This is a genomic window from Streptomyces sp. NPDC055025 (assembly GCF_053608565.1).
In genome coordinates this window covers 18,355-32,570 of record NZ_JBSGVS010000036.1, presented here as the reverse complement: position 1 = coordinate 32,570, position 14,216 = coordinate 18,355, and the positions used below count along the sequence as shown (strand labels likewise).

The window sequence follows — 14,216 nt, the reverse complement described above, 5'->3', positions numbered from 1 at the left end:
GCGCACCGATGCCTCCGCCGAAGGGCTGCCCCCGTGAACAACATGACCACGCCGCTCCCCGCCCCCGTGGTACAGCTCCGTGTCCCCACCGACGAGGACGCGCTCAACTGGCACCGGGTGTTCGACGATCCCGAGGTGATGGAGTTCCACGGCGGTGCGCCGGCGGAGCTCTCGGTGTACGAGGAGCTGACCGCCCGGCAGCGCCGACACGACGCGGAACGCGGCTTCTGCCTCTGGACGCTGCTGGACGGGGACGGCGAGGTGATCGGCTTCACCGGCGCGCAGCCCTGGCCGCACGAGTCGTTCGGGCCGGTGGGTGAGATCGAGATCGGCTGGCGTCTCGGCCGGACGCACTGGGGCCGCGGTTACGCGACGGCCGCCGCGCGGGCCACGCTGGCACGGGTACGGGCGGCGGGCGTCGGCCGGGTCGTCGCGATGGTGAACACACGCAACGAGCGATCGGTCTCGGTGACCCGGCGGCTCGGGATGGAGCTGGTGGAGACCTATCCGTTCACGTCACGGGGAACCGAACAGCAGGCGTACTGCTTCGGGTTGGAGCTGTAGCGCCGCGGGGCCGCGGGACTCCCGGCCTCAGGGCTGCCGTGCCCCGGGGCCGCAGGACTCCGGGACCGCGGGACTTCGGGAACGGTCGCGCCGGTTCGGATGTGATCAGAGCTGTTCCGGTCCGGAACGCTTCCGGCCGGTTCAGTCCCGTACGCCCCTGTGCAGCGCCACGATTCCACCCGTCAGATTCCGCCACGCCACCTTGGACCAGCCCGCCGTCTGCAAGCGCGCCGCGAGCGCGGGCTGGTCCGGCCAGGCGCGGATCGACTCGGCGAGATAGACGTACGCGTCGGGGTTGGAGGAGACGGCGCGCGCGGCCGGCGGCAGGGCCCGCATCAGATACTCGGTGTAGACGGTCCTGAACGGCGCCCAGGTGGGATGGGAGAACTCACAGATCACCACCCGCCCGCCCGGCTTCGTCACCCGGTACAGCTCACGCAGCGCGCGATCCGTGTCCTGGACATTGCGCAGGCCGAAGGAGATCGTCACCGCGTCGAAGACCTCGTCCGCGAACGGCAGCCGCGTCGCGTCCCCCGCCGTGAACGGCATCCAGGGGTGGCGCCGCTTGCCCTCCCGCAGCATGCCCTGGGAGAAGTCGCACGGCACGACATAGGCGCCGGTGGCGGCGAAGGGCAGCGAGGAGGTGGCGGTGCCCGCAGCCAGGTCGAGGACCTTCTCCGCCGGGCGGGCGTTCACGGCCTTCGCGACCTCCTTGCGCCACACCCGGTCCTGACCGAGCGAGAGCACATCGTTGGTGAGGTCGTAGTTGGCCGCCACGTCATCGAACATGGAGGCGACTTCGTGCGGCTGCTTGTCCAGGGATGCGCGGGTCACCCGCCCATTGTGTCCCCAGACCGGCCGAGCGCCGAACCCGGGGGCGACGCCCGGACCACCCTTGGCGGCCTTGTCAGGCTGTCAGACCATCAGACCGGTCAGACCGGTCAGGCCGGTCAGCGGCGGCGGTGGACCAGCCGGCCGGCCAGGACCGTGGCCACGCAGGTGACCGCGCCGTGCTCGGCGAGCGCCGCGTACGGGTCGCCGTCCGTCGGTACGGCGAAGACCGCGAAGTCCGCGTCCCCGCCCGCATGGCTCAGAGGCGGAAGTGTGAACGCCTCGGCGACCGGCCGCCCTCCGGCGAAGAGATCGAACGTGGGAGGCCCCGGCGGGTCCGTGAACCGCTCCTCGACGCCCAGCCCCGCCCGCGTCACCGCTTCCCGCACGGTGTGCCGCCGCGGCTCCCCCGCGACCGCGACCGTGCCGTGCGCCAGCATCCGCTGTACCCCCCGCCGCGCGCTCGCGCCCCAGCGGGCGTCGGTCATCTCCAGCGCGGCGAGAGCCTCGCCGGTGAGCGGCTCGGTACCCAGTTCGCCGGCCTCACGCGGATCGGGATGGTAGGCGCGCTCCAGCAGTTCGGGACCGTAGGGATTGCGCAGACCGGGCGTGATCACACCCGGCCAGCGTCTGACCCGCGCCGTCGGGCGCGCGGCGGCGAGCTCCTCGTACGGGCCGGCGGCCGCGACCGTACGGCCCTCGACCAGGACCGCGCCCCCGGGCACGGGCTCGCGGCCCGCGCCGGGAAGCAGCAGCTCGGCGTGGTGAATCGTCAGCACGGACAGCTCGATCCGGACAGCTCAGTTGGCACTGAGCAGCTTCAGCTCCGGGTGGGCCGTACCGCCCTCGATCGCCGTCGACGAGATGTGCGAGGCCACGCGGTCGTCGACCGGGTCGTTCGCCGGGTCGTCGTGCACGACGAGGTGTTCGTAGGTGGTGGCGCGCTGCGCCGGGACCCGGCCCGCCTTGCGGATCAGATCGATGATCTCCAGCCGGTTGGAGCGGTGCCTGGCGCCGGCCGAGGAGACGACGTTCTCCTCCAGCATGATCGAGCCGAGATCGTCCGCCCCGTAGTGCAGCGAGAGCTGGCCGACCTCCTTGCCCGTGGTCAGCCAGGAGCCCTGGATGTGCGCGACGTTGTCGAGGAAGAGCCGCGCGATCGCGATCATGCGCAGGTACTCGAAGAGCGTGGCCTGCGTCCGGCCCTTCAGATGGTTGTTCTCGGGCTGGTAGGTGTACGGGATGAAGGCGCGGAAACCGCCCGTACGGTCCTGTACGTCACGGATCATCCGAAGGTGCTCGATGCGCTCGGCGTTGGTCTCGCCCGTCCCCATGAGCATCGTGGACGTCGACTCGACACCCAGCCCGTGCGCCGTCTCCATGATCTCCAGCCACCGCTCGCCGGACTCCTTGAGCGGGGCGATCGCCTTGCGCGGCCGTGCGGGCAGGAGTTCGGCGCCCGCGCCGGCGAAGGAGTCGAGACCCGCGTCATGGATACGCCGGATGGCCTCCTCGACGGAGACACCGGAGATCCGGGCCATGTGCTCGACCTCGGAGGCGCCGAGGGAGTGGATGACGAGCTGCGGGAAGGCCTGCTTGATGGCGCGGAAGTGCTTCTCGTAGTACTCCACGCCGTAGTCCGGGTGGTGCCCGCCCTGGAACATGATCTGCGTACCGCCCAGCTCCACGGTCTCCGCGCAGCGGCGCAGGATGTCGTCGAGGTCGCGGGTCCAGCCCTTGGCGGTGTCCTTGGGCGCGGCGTAGAAGGCGCAGAACTTGCAGGCCGTCACACAGACGTTGGTGTAGTTGATGTTCCGCTCGATGATGTACGTCGCGATGTGCTCCGTCCCGGCGTACCGGCGCCGGCGCACGGCGTCGGCCGCGGCGCCCAGCGCGTGCAGGGGCGCCGAGCGGTACAGATCGAGCGCCTCCTCGGGAGTGATACGACCGCCCGCGGCGGCGCGGTCGAGGACGCCAGTGACATGTACGGACGTGGGGTCGGCCTTCTCGGTCACCGGGGCGGGTCCTTCCCAAGGGGGCTGTAGACGACGGTCCAGCCTACGTCAGGGCGCGGCGCGGACCGTGGGCGCCGTCGGCCAGGCCCGGACCCGCCCCGGCTGACGGCCGTTCACGCCCGTTCGTCGGGGTTCACTGCTTGGTGAGCGTGCCGCTCGGGCTGCCGGCCGCCGCCTCGTCGGACTCGTAGAGAAGTGCCCCATCACCCTTGACGGTGAAGGTCAGTCCCGCCTCGGCACCGGTGCACAGTCCCTGGGTACCGGCGTTGTCCTCGTCGGTCCGTTCCGTGACCCGGAGCCGCTCGGCGGTGCCCGAGACGAAGGTGCCGATGCTGCGGCACTCCGTGTCCACCCCGAGGACGGAGATCGTGTACGTCATACGGACCACGTCGTCGCCCTTGGCGCCCTCGCTGATCACGGCGGTGGCGTCGCCGTGCGTCACCCCGCCGCGCTCGGTGGTCGGCCCCTTCCAGGTGCCGATGAATCTCGCGGGCACCTCGGTTACCTGCCCGGGTGCGTCCGAGGACGAATCCTCCGGGGACGGGCTGTCCGGGGACGGGTCCGGGCCCGTGCTCGAATCGGCGGACGGCTTCGAGGTGGAGACGCCCGAGGGCGGGCGGGACGCCGAGCCGTTGGTCTCGTTGTCGTCTCCGCCGCCCGGCAGCAGGTCGAAAAGAAAGGCGCTGCCCACCATCACGGCGGCCAGCGCGCCCGCCACCGTCAGGGCCACCGTGCAGCTCACCCTGCGCCCGCGCCGACCGGTGCCGGTGCCCGCGCCGGTCCCGTTGCCGGTGCCGGTGCCGCCGCCCGGGGCCGTACCCGTACCCGATCCGGTGCCCGGACCGGCGTCCGTGGTGAAGGAGACCGACAGCCGTCCGTCGGATGCCCGCTGTCCCGGGAGAGACGGGACAGAGGCATCCCGCACCGGATCCACCGGCGGGTCCGTGGCCGGGCCCGCGGCCGGATCCACCGGCGGGCCGAAGACCCCCAGCGGCGCGCCACCGCCCGCCGCGCCACCGCCCGCCGGGAAGCCGCCCGCCGGGAAGCCGTGTCCGTCGGCCGCGACCGGTGCCGCCGCCTCCAGATCCAGCAGCCGCACCGCCGCCCGGCTGACCTCCTCGACCAGCGGCCCCGGCAGCCAGCCCGCCGCCACCAGCCCGGCGGCCCCGCCGGGCGCGAGTACGCCCGCGACCTCGCCCGGCGCGGGCCGTGCGGACGGGTCCTTGGCGAGACAGCGCGCGGCCAGGTCCCGCAGATCGCCCCGCAGGGCCCCCAGCGCGGGCTCCTCGTGCACCACCTTGTAGAGCAGGGCGGCCGAGGAGTCACCGGGGAAGGGGCTCTCGCCCGTCGCCGCGTACACGAGGACCGCGCCCAGCGAGAAGACATCGGCGGCGCCGGTGACGCCCTTGCCGAGGATCTGCTCCGGCGACATATAGCCGGGCGAGCCGACCGAGACCCCGGTGGAGGTGAGGGAGGCGGTGCCGTCCGTGGCACGGGCGATACCGAAGTCGATCAGCCGGGGGCCGTCGAGGGAGAGCAGGACGTTGGACGGTTTGACGTCCCGGTGGACCAGTCCGAGGGCGTGGACGGCCGTCAGCGCCTCCGCGAGCCCCGCGCCCAGTGCCCGTACGGAGTGCTCGGGCAGCCGGCCGTGCCCCGCGACCGCCTGGGTCAGCGAAGGGCCCGCCACATAGGCGGTGGCCACCCACGGAACGGCCGCTTCCGGATCCGCGTCCAGCACCGGCGCGGACCAGCGGGGACCGTCGGGGGCCGTACCGACACGCCGCGCCGCCTCGACCTCACGCCGGAAGCGGGCGCGGAACTCCTCGTCCGTCGCGAAGTGCGGATGGACGACCTTGACCGCGACCGTACGGCCGCCGGCCGAGCGCGCGAGATAGACCCGGCCCATTCCGCCCGACCCCAGCCGCCCGAGCAGCCGGTACGGACCGATGGCCGGCGGTTCACCTGCCTCCAGACTCCGCATGCCCGTCCCCCCTCGTCATGTCTTCCGCCTGTACGCGTAGCAGCAGAGTAGGGGGTGGGGGTGGCGAGGGGGTTGAGGAAGGATGGCCCGGTTCAGGCCGTGAGCAGTTCTACGTTCACCGTGGCCGGGAACCCCGTCGTCGGGCCCGTCCTGCGCGCGAACTCCCGCACACCGGCGAGCTGCTCGGGGCCGAAGCGGAAGTCGAGCGTCGTGAAGTAGCGCTCCAGCAGCTCCGCGTCGAAGGCCTCCCAGCGCGCCGCCTGCTTGGCCACCTTCGCGACCTCCTCCAGGGAGAGGTCCCGGGACGCGAGAAACGCCTCGTGGACCTTCCGTACGACCGCCGGCTCGCGCGCCAGATACTCCTTGCGCGCCGCCCATACCGCGAAGACGAACGGCAGACCGGTCCAGTCCTTCCACATCAGCCCCAGATCGTGGACCTGAAGACCGAGCCGGGGCGCGTCGTGCAGCGAGGCGCGCAGCGCCGCGTCACCGATCAGGACGGCCGCCTCCGCCTCCTGCATCATCAGACCGAGATCGGGCGGGCAGGTGTAGTACTCGGGCCGGACGCGGTACTGCTCGCTGAGCAGAAGCTGAGCAAGTCGCACAGAAGTGCGAGAAGTGGAGCCGAGGGCCACCCGGGCACCGTCGAGCTGCTCCAGCGGCACCTGCGAAACGATCACACAGGACATCACCGGCCCGTCGCAGCCGACCGCGAGATCGGGGAATGCGACAAGATCGTCGGCGTTGCGGAGGAATTCGACAAGGGTGATCGGGGCGATATCCAGCTCACCTCGCACGAGCTGTTCGCTGAGCTTCTCCGGCGTGTCCTTGGTCAGCTCCAGATCAAGAAGGGTTCCGGTCCTGGCGAGCCCCCAATAGAGGGGCATGCAGTTCAGGAACTGGATATGGCCGACACGCGGCCGACTGCGGGGGTGATCGCTTCCTGCGGGTCCTGTCGCGGGAGCCGCCCGGCGCGATGCCGCGGGCTCCGGCACCGGCTCCGCCGCCTCCGGCGCGGTCTCTGCCTCTGTGTTTTCCACGGGACTGTCCACAGCGCGAGGCTAGCCCCGCGGCGCGCGGACGAGCGCCCCGGGGCACGGTTCGTCAGCACGTCAGACGCCTATACAAACGTCCGGGTGAAGTGATCTTTCCCTCTACCGCCGAGCGCGGAGTGCGTGCTAGGCTCGCCGCAAGTTGCAGTTTGGTTTCCCTTGCAGTACAGAGCCTGCGGAGCATGTGACCCGCAGGCTTTTGTAGTTTTCAGACTTCTTTGCAGGTTCTGGAGCAGGGCAACCCTTTGGCCCAAGGAGGGCTTATGGCTACCGGAACCGTCAAGTGGTTCAACGCTGAAAAGGGCTTCGGCTTCATCGCCCAGGACGGCGGCGGCCCGGATGTCTTCGTCCACTACTCCGCGATCAACGCGACCGGCTTCCGCTCCCTCGAGGAGAACCAGGTCGTGAACTTCGACGTCACTCAGGGCCCGAAGGGCCCGCAGGCGGAGAACGTCACCCCGGCCTAGTTGCCCGGGTCGGCGATCGCGCACGACTTACGCACCACCAAGGAGTCCTGCTTGCCCCACTCGGGTGGGGCAAGCAGGACTCCTGCCTCTTTTCCGGCCGGTTTCTCCGCGCTCTGTCCCGCCGGGCGTGCTGCTCCGCCGGGCGTGTCGTGAGGTCGTCGGCGAGGTGCCGTGACGGGACCGCGTCCTCACCAGGCGGTGTCCTCACCGAGCGGTGTCCTCACGGGGCGGCGTCCTCACGGGATCGCTCCGTCACGGAGCCCGGTCCTACCAGGCCCGCGCCGTCACTGCGTCGCGCCGTCCTCCTGGGCCCGGTTGGCCTCCAGCTTCGCCTTGGCCCCGTCGACCTTGGTGACGAGCTGCGCGGACATCTCGTCGCGCTGCTTGCGCAGCAGGACCAGGCTGAGCGGTGCCGAGATCACCAGGGCGAGCAGCAGTACCCAGATGAAGTTGGACCCGCCGAGGCCCTTCGGCAGCGCACCGACCTGGACCAGGCCGGCGACCACGACGAAGCAGCCGGCGAAGATGCCGAGGCGCATCGCGGTGTACCGGATCGTGGCGCTTGTCTTCACAGCGGTCACAGCGGGCCTTCTCTCTCTTCCTGGGTCCTGGTTCCTGCCGGGCAGGTTCCGCTCCTGCCCGAACAGTCAAGCACGTCCCCTTCAGTACTGATTCAGGGGGAGCAGCATGAAGATGTCATCACGGTCGTCACCTGGGCCGACCCTGATCGCGTCCGGTACCCGGCCCACCTCCTTGTAACCGCACGAGGCGTAGAAGCGGTCGAGGCCCGTGCCGCCCCGGCACGTGAGCCGGATCGCCTCGATGCCTTCCATACCGCTCGCGGCCTCGGCCGCCGCGGCCATGAGATCGCGGCCGTACCCCCGCCCCTGATGCCGGGGATGGACCATCACGGTGTAGAGCCAGAGCCAGTGCCGCATCAGCCGGTGGGTGTTGAGCGTGAGGAACACCGTCGCGGCGACGGCGCCCTCCTCGTCGTACCCGACCAGCAGCCGGCACCGGCCGTCGGCCATCGCCACGAGATGCTTGACCAGCTCGGGCCGTATGTCGTCGGCCGTCACCGGCGGGACGAACCCGACCGCACCGCCCGCGTTCGAGACATCCGTCCAGAGCGCGAGCACACCGTCACGCAGGGCCCGGTCCACCGGTGGATCCAGCTCGAATATGAGGGTCATCGCGTGCCCTCTCAGACCCGCATCGGCTGCGGGGACTCACGGCGGTCGGGGTCCGGGCCGGGGTACTCGCGGATGATCTCGTAACGGGTGTTCCGCTCGACGGGACGGAAGCCCGCGTCACGGATGAGGTCGAGCAGATCCTCGCGGCCGAGCTTGTTGGGCGTGCCGTAGTTGTCCGCGTCGTGCGTGATCTTGTACTCGACGACCGAGCCGTCCATGTCGTCCGCGCCGTGCTGGAGCGCCAGTTGCGCGGTCTGGACGCCGTGCATCACCCAGAAGACCTTGACGTGCGGAACATTGTCGAAGAGCAGCCGGGAGACCGCGAACGTCTTCAGCGCCTCGGCGCCCGTGGCCATCGTCGTACGCGCCTGGAGGCGGTTGCGGACCTTGCCGTCCTTCATGTCCACGAAGTCGTGCTGGTAGCGCAGCGGGATGAAGACCTGGAAACCGCCGGTCTCGTCCTGGAGTTCACGCAGCCGCAGCACATGGTCGACGCGGTGGCGCGGCTCCTCGATATGCCCGTACAGCATCGTGGCCGGGGTCTTGAGCCCCTTGGCGTGCGCGAGCCGGTGGATGCGCGACCAGTCCTCCCAGTGGGTGTTGTGGTCGACGATGTGCTGCCGGACCTCCCAGTCGAAGATCTCGGCGCCCCCACCGGTCAGCGATTCGAGTCCGGCGTCGATCAGTTCGTCGAGGATGTCGGAGGCCGACAGCCCCGAGATCGTCTCGAAGTGGTGGATCTCGGTGGCGGTGAACGCCTTGAGGGAGACCTCCGGAAGGGCCTCCTTGAGCGCGCTGAGCGAGCGCGGGTAGTAGCGCCACGGCAGCGTCGGGTGGAGGCCGTTGACGATGTGCAGCTCGGTGAGGCTCTCGCCCTCCATCGCCTTGGCGAGACGGACGGCCTCCTCGATACGCATCGTGTACGCGTCCTTCTCGCCCGGCTTGCGCTGGAACGAGCAGTACGCGCAGGAGGCGGTGCACACGTTCGTCATATTGAGATGACGGTTGACGTTGAAGTGGACGACATCGCCGTTCTTGCGTGTCCGCACCTCGTGGGCGAGACCGCCGAGCCAGGCCAGATCGTCCGTCTCGTACAGGGCGATGCCGTCCTCGCGGGTCAGCCTCTCCCCGGATCTGACCTTCTCCTCCAGCTCGCGCTTGAGACCTACATCTTGGACAGATGCAGTCATCAGGCCGCCTCCCATACGTCTACCAATCGGGCCAGTCGAGCCTACGCCCCCGGTCGGACAGTGCTGACGCGGCCCTCCGCCCGGCCGTCACTCCTCGGGCAGTTCACCGACTCTGTTCTCCCATTTCGTGGAGAGAACGATGGTGGTACGGGTCCGGGAGACCCCCTTCGTACCGCTCAGCCGGCGGATCGTCCTCTCCAGCCCGTCCACGTCGCCGGCCCGCACCTTGAGCATGTACGAGTCGTCGCCCGCGATGAACCAGCAGTCCTCGATCTCCCCCAGATCGCGCATCCGGCGGGCGACGTCCTCGTGGTCGGCCGCGTCGGAGAGCGAGATCCCGATCAGCGCGGTGACGCCGAGGCCGAGCGAGGCCGAGTCGACCGTGGCGCGGTAGCCGGTGATGACGCCGGCCGCTTCGAGCCGGTTGATGCGGTCGGTGACGCTCGGCCCGGAGAGCCCCACGAGGCGGCCCAGTTCGGCGTACGAAGCCCTGCCGTTCTCCCTGAGGGCCTGGATGAGCTGCCTATCCACGGCGTCCATAAGCCTGAAGCCTTCCATTGTTCAGCGATCTCGCAAACTTACATGTAGAATCTAAGGCATGCAGGGGGTTTAGTCCTGCGAATCTTTCAAACGATCAAGTAATCAGCGACGAATGTCCGAATCCTCTGACCTCGCGGACCTCTCAGACCTCGGACCTCTCGGACCTCAGATCCCTCAGACTTTCAGGAGTGAGTTTCACCGTGTACACGATCGAGATGGCTTATGCCCGGATGCGGTCGCTCCAGGAGCACGCCAACCGCTCGCGTGCCCGTCAGGTGCTCGCCGCGCGCCGCCGTGAGCAGGCGGGCCGCTCTTCGCACCGCGCCGTTCCCACGGGCACGGCCGACGAGTCGGTCCGCCCCTGACGGTCACCTCGCGGGGCACCTCGCGGGGCACCTCGCCGGTCACCGCGTCGGACACGGCGCGGTCCGCGCGTCCGGCCGGCCGGCGCTGCCCGATCGGCCGGGCCGGCCTGCCGGACGCTCCGTCAGTCGCCGCGAGAGCCGCCAAGCTCCCCCTCCCAACGGCGGTAGAGCCGGTGCGGCACCCCGGCCGCGTCCAGCACCCGCCCGGCGACGAAGTCCACCAGATCCTGGATATGCGTCGCCCCCGCGTAGAACGCCGGTGAGGCGGGCAGCACCACGGCGCCCGCCTCGTCCAGCGCCACAAGGTGCCTGAGCGTCTGGCCGTTCAGCGGTGTCTCCCGTACGGCGACGACCAGCTTCCGGCGCTCCTTGAGGGTCACGCTCGCCGCGCGCTGGAGCAGATCCTTCGACAGTCCGAGCGCCACCCCGGCCACACACGCCGTGGAGGCCGGCACGATCAGCATCCCCTGGACGGGGTACGAGCCGGATGACGGCCCCGCCGCCAGATCCCCGGCGCCCCAGTGCCGTACGTCGTCGAGGTCCAGGCCTCCGGGTCCGAAGCGGTCGGGCTTGCCGTCCGCGCCCCTGGACAGCCAGGACCGCAGGTCGTCCCGCCAGTGCGCGTCCCTGAAGGCGATCCCGGTCTCGTCGAGCAGGGTCAGCCGTGACGCGCGTGACACGACCAGGTCCACGCTCTCCCCGGCCGCCAGCAGCGCGCGCAGTACGGCCGCGGCGTACGGCGTACCGGACGCGCCGGAGACACCCACGACCCAGGGGCGCCGGGGCGGGGGCGGCAGCCGAGGGCCGTCGCGGTCCGCCCGGTCTCCCCTGTCCCGGTCTTCCGGGGCCGCCGGGGCCTCCCGGTCTTCCTGGCCTTCGTGCTGTGCGTACGATCCGGGCTTCACGGATCCGAGCCTATCCGGCACACTCCACCGGGAACCGGGTAAGGTGCCCCGGCCGTTCCCGGGGTACGAGCAGGTGAACCGAGGGGGGTCGGCGTGACCGGTACCGGATTCGACTGGCCCCGCACGGCCCGGACCAGGACGGCCGCCAAGCTGATGGCGGGCTGGGTGGCCCTGCTCTGGGTCCTCGAAGTGGTGGATGTGGCCACGGCCCACTCGCTCGACGGGTACGGCATCGTGCCGCGCGAGCCGTCCGAGCTGGCCGATGTCATCCCGGCCGCCTTCATCCACTTCGGCTTCGCCCATGTCGCGGCCAACAGCGTTCCGCTGCTGGTCTTCGGTTTCATAGCCGCCCTCGGCGGCATCCGCCGCTTCATCGCCGTCTGCGCCGTGATCATCGTGGCCGACGGCCTCGGCGTCTGGCTGATCTCCCCCTCGGGCACCAACACGGCGGGCGCGTCCGGTCTGATCTTCGGGCTGTTCGGCTATCTCCTGGTGCGCGGTTTCGTCGAGCGCAAGCCGGCCGGCATCCTCGTCGGTCTGGTGATCGGCGCGATATGGGGCAGTTCGATCCTGCTCGGCATCTCCCCGGCCAATACGACCGTGAGCTGGCAGGGCCATCTGATCGGTCTGACAGCGGGCGTCGCCACGGCGTTCATGTTCCGCCGGCCGGCGGCCCGGAGCGCCGTCACCCCGTGAGACCGCGCACCAGCAGGTCGAGCAGCGCGCACACGAACAGGGCGATCCCGATGAAACCGTTGACCGTGAAGAAGGCGCGGTTGAGCCGCGACAGATCGTGCGGCCTCACAATCGTGTGCTCGTAGAGGAAGGCCGCCACCACGATCACCAGCCCGGTCCAGAAGAACACCCCGGCGTCCGTGGCCAGCGCGTACCACACCAGCAGTACGGTCGTGACGGCATGGCAGGCGCGCGCTCCGTACAGCGCCCCGGGGATACCGAAGCGGGCCGGCACGGACATCACGCCGTGCGCGCGGTCCGCCTGGACGTCCTGGCAGGCGAAGATCAGATCGAAGCCTCCGATCCAGATCCCGACCGCCAGCCCCAGGATCACCGCGTCCCACGACCATGCCCCGGTGATCGCGATCCAGGCGCCCACCGGCCCTATGGCCTGGGCGAGTCCGAGGATGGCGTGCGGGAAGTTGGTGAACCTCTTCCCGTACGGATAGACCACCATCGGGATCACGGCGATCGGCGCGAGGGCGAGACAGAGCGGGTTCAGCGCCGCCGCGGCCGCGAGGAAGACCACGACGGCGACCAGGGCGCCCGTCCACGCGGAGCGCACGGACACCGCGCCCGTCACCAACTCCCGTCCCGCGGTGCGCGGATTGCGCGCGTCGATCTCACGGTCGATGATCCGGTTGCAGGCCATCGCGAAGGTACGCAGACCGACCATCGCGATCGTGACCAGCAGCAGCCGGCCCCAGTGGACATTCCCGTCGAACTGGAACATCGCGGTCAGTGCCGCGATATACGCGAACGGCAGCGCGAAGACCGAGTGCTCGATCATCACCAGCCGCAGGAACGCCCGGGTCCTGCTGCCGGGCTGTGCCGGTCCTGGCCCGAGAATCTCCGCTGCGCTCACAGGCCGTACTCCCTCCACCGGCGGTCGACCTTCGCCGCCGTCTCCGGGTCGGACTCGACCATCTCCGGCCAGCCGCCGTCCCGCGTGTACCCCTCCTCGGGGAGTTTCCTCGTCGCGTCGATCCCCGCCTTGCCGCCCCAGAACTGCTGGTAGGAGGAGTGGTCGAGATGATCGACCGGTCCCTCGACGACCGTGAGATCACGCGCGTAGTCGGTGTTGCCCAGCGCGCGCCAGGACACCTCGTGCAGATCGTGGACATCGCAGTCCGCGTCAACGACCACGATCAGCTTGGTCAGCGACATCATGTGCGCGCCCCAGATCGCGTGCATCACCTTCTGCGCGTGCTTCGGATACTTCTTGTCGATCGAGACGATCGCACAGTTGTGGAAACCGCCCGACTCGGGCAGGTGGTAGTCCACGATGTCCGGCACGATGATCTTCAGCAGCGGCAGGAAGAACCGTTCCGTCGCACGTCCCAGCGGTCCGTCCTCGGTCGGCGGGCGGCCCACCACGATCGACTGGAGCAGCGGGCGCCTGCGCATCGTCACACAGTCGATGGTGAGCGCCGGGAACGGCTCCTGCGGGGTGTAGAAACCGGTGTGGTCCCCGAAGGGGCCCTCGGGGAGGGTCTTCCCCGGCTCCAGCCATCCCTCGATCACGACTTCGGCGTTGGCGGGGACCTGGAGCGGCACGGTCCTGCAGTCGACCATCTCGATCCGCCGGCCCTGTACGAAGCCCGCGAAGAGGTACTCGTCGATGTCACCGGGCAACGGCGCGGTGGAGGCGTACGTCACGGCCGGCGGACAGCCGAACGCGATCGCGACGGGCAGCCGTTCGCCGCGCTTGGCGGCCACCTGGTAGTGGTTGCGGCTGTCCTTGTGGATCTGCCAGTGCATACCGATGGTGCGCCGGTCATGGCGCTGGAGGCGGTAGAGCCCGAGATTGCGGACCCCGGTCTCCGGGTGCTTGGTGTGTGTCAGACCGAGGTTGAAGAAGGACCCGCCGTCCCCCGGCCAGGTGAAGAGCGCGGGAAGCTGGTCGAGATCCACGTCCTCACCGGTGAGGACCACTTCCTGGACGGGCGCGTCCTTGATCTTCTTCGGCGGTACATGGGCCATGGCGCCGAGTTTCCCGAAGGCCTCGCGCACCCCCATGAAGCCCTGCGGCAGCTCCGGTTTGAGCAGCCCGCCGATCTTCTCGCCGATCTCGGCGTACGAGCCGAGGCCCAGCGCTTTGAGAAGTCTGCGGTCCGTGCCGTACACATTCATGGCCAGCGGCATCGACGAGCCCCGGATGTTCTCGAAGAGCAGCGCGGGCCCACCGGACTTGTTCACCCGGTCGACAATCTCCCCGACCTCCAGATAGGGGTCGACTTCGGCCTTGATGCGCTTGAGGTCGCCCTCGCGCTCCAGCGCCCGGAGCAGCGAGCGAAGATCGTCGTAAGCCATGCGTCCCAGTATCGGCCACCCGGTACCCTGGGCCGGTCACCGGGGCCGTCGCGCGGCCTCCA

General features: G+C 69.9%; 16 protein-coding genes. 4 read left to right on the top strand and 12 right to left on the bottom strand.

Annotated features, from left to right (window positions below; genetic code table 11):
• The first annotated feature begins 42 nt into the window (after nucleotides 1-42).
• Complete coding sequence (locus ACWGDX_RS22205) at nucleotides 43-564, top strand: GNAT family N-acetyltransferase (protein WP_453628038.1); 522 nt, start codon at nucleotides 43-45, stop codon at nucleotides 562-564.
• Nucleotides 565-705: 141 nt separating this feature from the next.
• On the opposite strand, the gene ACWGDX_RS22200 is transcribed toward ACWGDX_RS22205, so the two are convergent.
• The 5 genes from ACWGDX_RS22200 to ACWGDX_RS22180 form a co-directional block, all read right to left on the bottom strand.
• A complete protein-coding gene (locus ACWGDX_RS22200) occupies nucleotides 706-1,398 on the bottom strand; it encodes a demethylmenaquinone methyltransferase (protein WP_453628036.1) in 693 nt (230 codons plus the stop codon).
• A gap of 116 nt (nucleotides 1,399-1,514) precedes the next feature.
• Nucleotides 1,515-2,174, bottom strand: coding sequence for a hypothetical protein (locus tag ACWGDX_RS22195; RefSeq protein WP_453628034.1), 660 nt, complete (start codon nucleotides 2,172-2,174; stop codon nucleotides 1,515-1,517).
• Between the two features lie 21 nt (nucleotides 2,175-2,195).
• Complete coding sequence (gene mqnC, locus ACWGDX_RS22190) at nucleotides 2,196-3,410, bottom strand: cyclic dehypoxanthinyl futalosine synthase (RefSeq protein WP_453628033.1); 1,215 nt, start codon at nucleotides 3,408-3,410, stop codon at nucleotides 2,196-2,198.
• A 133-nt stretch (nucleotides 3,411-3,543) separates the two neighbouring features.
• Entirely contained in the window at nucleotides 3,544-5,394 is a 1,851-nt protein-coding gene (locus tag ACWGDX_RS22185; RefSeq protein WP_453628031.1) for a serine/threonine-protein kinase, read from the bottom strand.
• A gap of 92 nt (nucleotides 5,395-5,486) precedes the next feature.
• A complete protein-coding gene (locus ACWGDX_RS22180; protein ID WP_453628131.1) occupies nucleotides 5,487-6,299 on the bottom strand; it encodes a menaquinone biosynthetic enzyme MqnA/MqnD family protein in 813 nt (270 codons plus the stop codon).
• A 410-nt stretch (nucleotides 6,300-6,709) separates the two neighbouring features.
• On the opposite strand from ACWGDX_RS22180, the gene ACWGDX_RS22175 reads away from it, so the two are divergent.
• Nucleotides 6,710-6,913: a cold-shock protein gene (locus tag ACWGDX_RS22175; protein ID WP_017948713.1), complete on the top strand. Its 204-nt coding sequence runs from the start codon at nucleotides 6,710-6,712 to the stop codon at nucleotides 6,911-6,913.
• A 284-nt stretch (nucleotides 6,914-7,197) separates the two neighbouring features.
• On the opposite strand, the gene ACWGDX_RS22170 is transcribed toward ACWGDX_RS22175, so the two are convergent.
• From ACWGDX_RS22170 to ACWGDX_RS22155, 4 genes are all read right to left on the bottom strand, one after another.
• Nucleotides 7,198-7,494: a DUF4229 domain-containing protein gene (locus ACWGDX_RS22170; protein ID WP_363079094.1), complete on the bottom strand. Its 297-nt coding sequence runs from the start codon at nucleotides 7,492-7,494 to the stop codon at nucleotides 7,198-7,200.
• An 81-nt stretch (nucleotides 7,495-7,575) separates the two neighbouring features.
• Nucleotides 7,576-8,106, bottom strand: coding sequence for an N-acetyltransferase family protein (locus ACWGDX_RS22165; protein ID WP_453628028.1), 531 nt, complete (start codon nucleotides 8,104-8,106; stop codon nucleotides 7,576-7,578).
• 11 nt (nucleotides 8,107-8,117) lie between these two features.
• Nucleotides 8,118-9,296, bottom strand: coding sequence for an aminofutalosine synthase MqnE (mqnE, locus tag ACWGDX_RS22160; RefSeq protein WP_453628026.1), 1,179 nt, complete (start codon nucleotides 9,294-9,296; stop codon nucleotides 8,118-8,120).
• 87 nt (nucleotides 9,297-9,383) lie between these two features.
• Nucleotides 9,384-9,836, bottom strand: coding sequence for an Lrp/AsnC family transcriptional regulator (locus ACWGDX_RS22155; RefSeq protein ID WP_363079097.1), 453 nt, complete (start codon nucleotides 9,834-9,836; stop codon nucleotides 9,384-9,386).
• A 188-nt stretch (nucleotides 9,837-10,024) separates the two neighbouring features.
• Here ACWGDX_RS22155 and ACWGDX_RS22150 point away from each other — a divergent pair, with 188 nt between their 5' ends.
• The gene (locus ACWGDX_RS22150) at nucleotides 10,025-10,201 is read left to right on the top strand and encodes a hypothetical protein (protein ID WP_453628024.1); all 177 of its coding nucleotides are present in this window, start codon (nucleotides 10,025-10,027) and stop codon (nucleotides 10,199-10,201) included.
• Between the two features lie 122 nt (nucleotides 10,202-10,323).
• On the opposite strand, the gene ACWGDX_RS22145 is transcribed toward ACWGDX_RS22150, so the two are convergent.
• On the bottom strand, nucleotides 10,324-10,998 hold the full coding sequence (locus ACWGDX_RS22145; RefSeq protein WP_453628129.1) for a UbiX family flavin prenyltransferase: 675 nt from the start codon (nucleotides 10,996-10,998) through the stop codon (nucleotides 10,324-10,326).
• A gap of 201 nt (nucleotides 10,999-11,199) precedes the next feature.
• Here ACWGDX_RS22145 and ACWGDX_RS22140 point away from each other — a divergent pair, with 201 nt between their 5' ends.
• On the top strand, nucleotides 11,200-11,802 hold the full coding sequence (locus ACWGDX_RS22140; protein ID WP_453628022.1) for a rhomboid family intramembrane serine protease: 603 nt from the start codon (nucleotides 11,200-11,202) through the stop codon (nucleotides 11,800-11,802).
• Here the strand turns inward: ACWGDX_RS22140 and mqnP are convergent.
• On the bottom strand, nucleotides 11,792-12,706 hold the full coding sequence (gene mqnP, locus ACWGDX_RS22135) for a menaquinone biosynthesis prenyltransferase MqnP (RefSeq protein ID WP_453628020.1): 915 nt from the start codon (nucleotides 12,704-12,706) through the stop codon (nucleotides 11,792-11,794). The genes ACWGDX_RS22140 and mqnP overlap by 11 nt on opposite strands.
• Nucleotides 12,703-14,154 (bottom strand): menaquinone biosynthesis decarboxylase, encoded by a 1,452-nt coding sequence (locus ACWGDX_RS22130; protein ID WP_453628018.1) that lies wholly within the window; start codon nucleotides 14,152-14,154, stop codon nucleotides 12,703-12,705. Before ACWGDX_RS22130 ends, mqnP begins: the two co-directional genes overlap by 4 nt.
• Nucleotides 14,155-14,216 lie beyond the last annotated feature (62 nt).

Excerpts from the sequence above, each read along its gene's own strand:
- ACWGDX_RS22205 (WP_453628038.1), top strand. The coding sequence starts at position 43 with ATGACCACGCCGCTCCCCGCCCCCGTGGTACAGCTCCGTGTCCCCACC.
- mqnE (WP_453628026.1), bottom strand. The coding sequence starts at position 9,296 with ATGACTGCATCTGTCCAAGATGTAGGTCTCAAGCGCGAGCTGGAGGAG.
- ACWGDX_RS22165 (WP_453628028.1), bottom strand. The coding sequence starts at position 8,106 with ATGACCCTCATATTCGAGCTGGATCCACCGGTGGACCGGGCCCTGCGT.
- ACWGDX_RS22185 (WP_453628031.1), bottom strand. The coding sequence starts at position 5,394 with ATGCGGAGTCTGGAGGCAGGTGAACCGCCGGCCATCGGTCCGTACCGG.
- ACWGDX_RS22155 (WP_363079097.1), bottom strand. The coding sequence starts at position 9,836 with ATGGACGCCGTGGATAGGCAGCTCATCCAGGCCCTCAGGGAGAACGGC.
- ACWGDX_RS22130 (WP_453628018.1), bottom strand. The coding sequence starts at position 14,154 with ATGGCTTACGACGATCTTCGCTCGCTGCTCCGGGCGCTGGAGCGCGAG.
- ACWGDX_RS22175 (WP_017948713.1), top strand. The coding sequence starts at position 6,710 with ATGGCTACCGGAACCGTCAAGTGGTTCAACGCTGAAAAGGGCTTCGGC.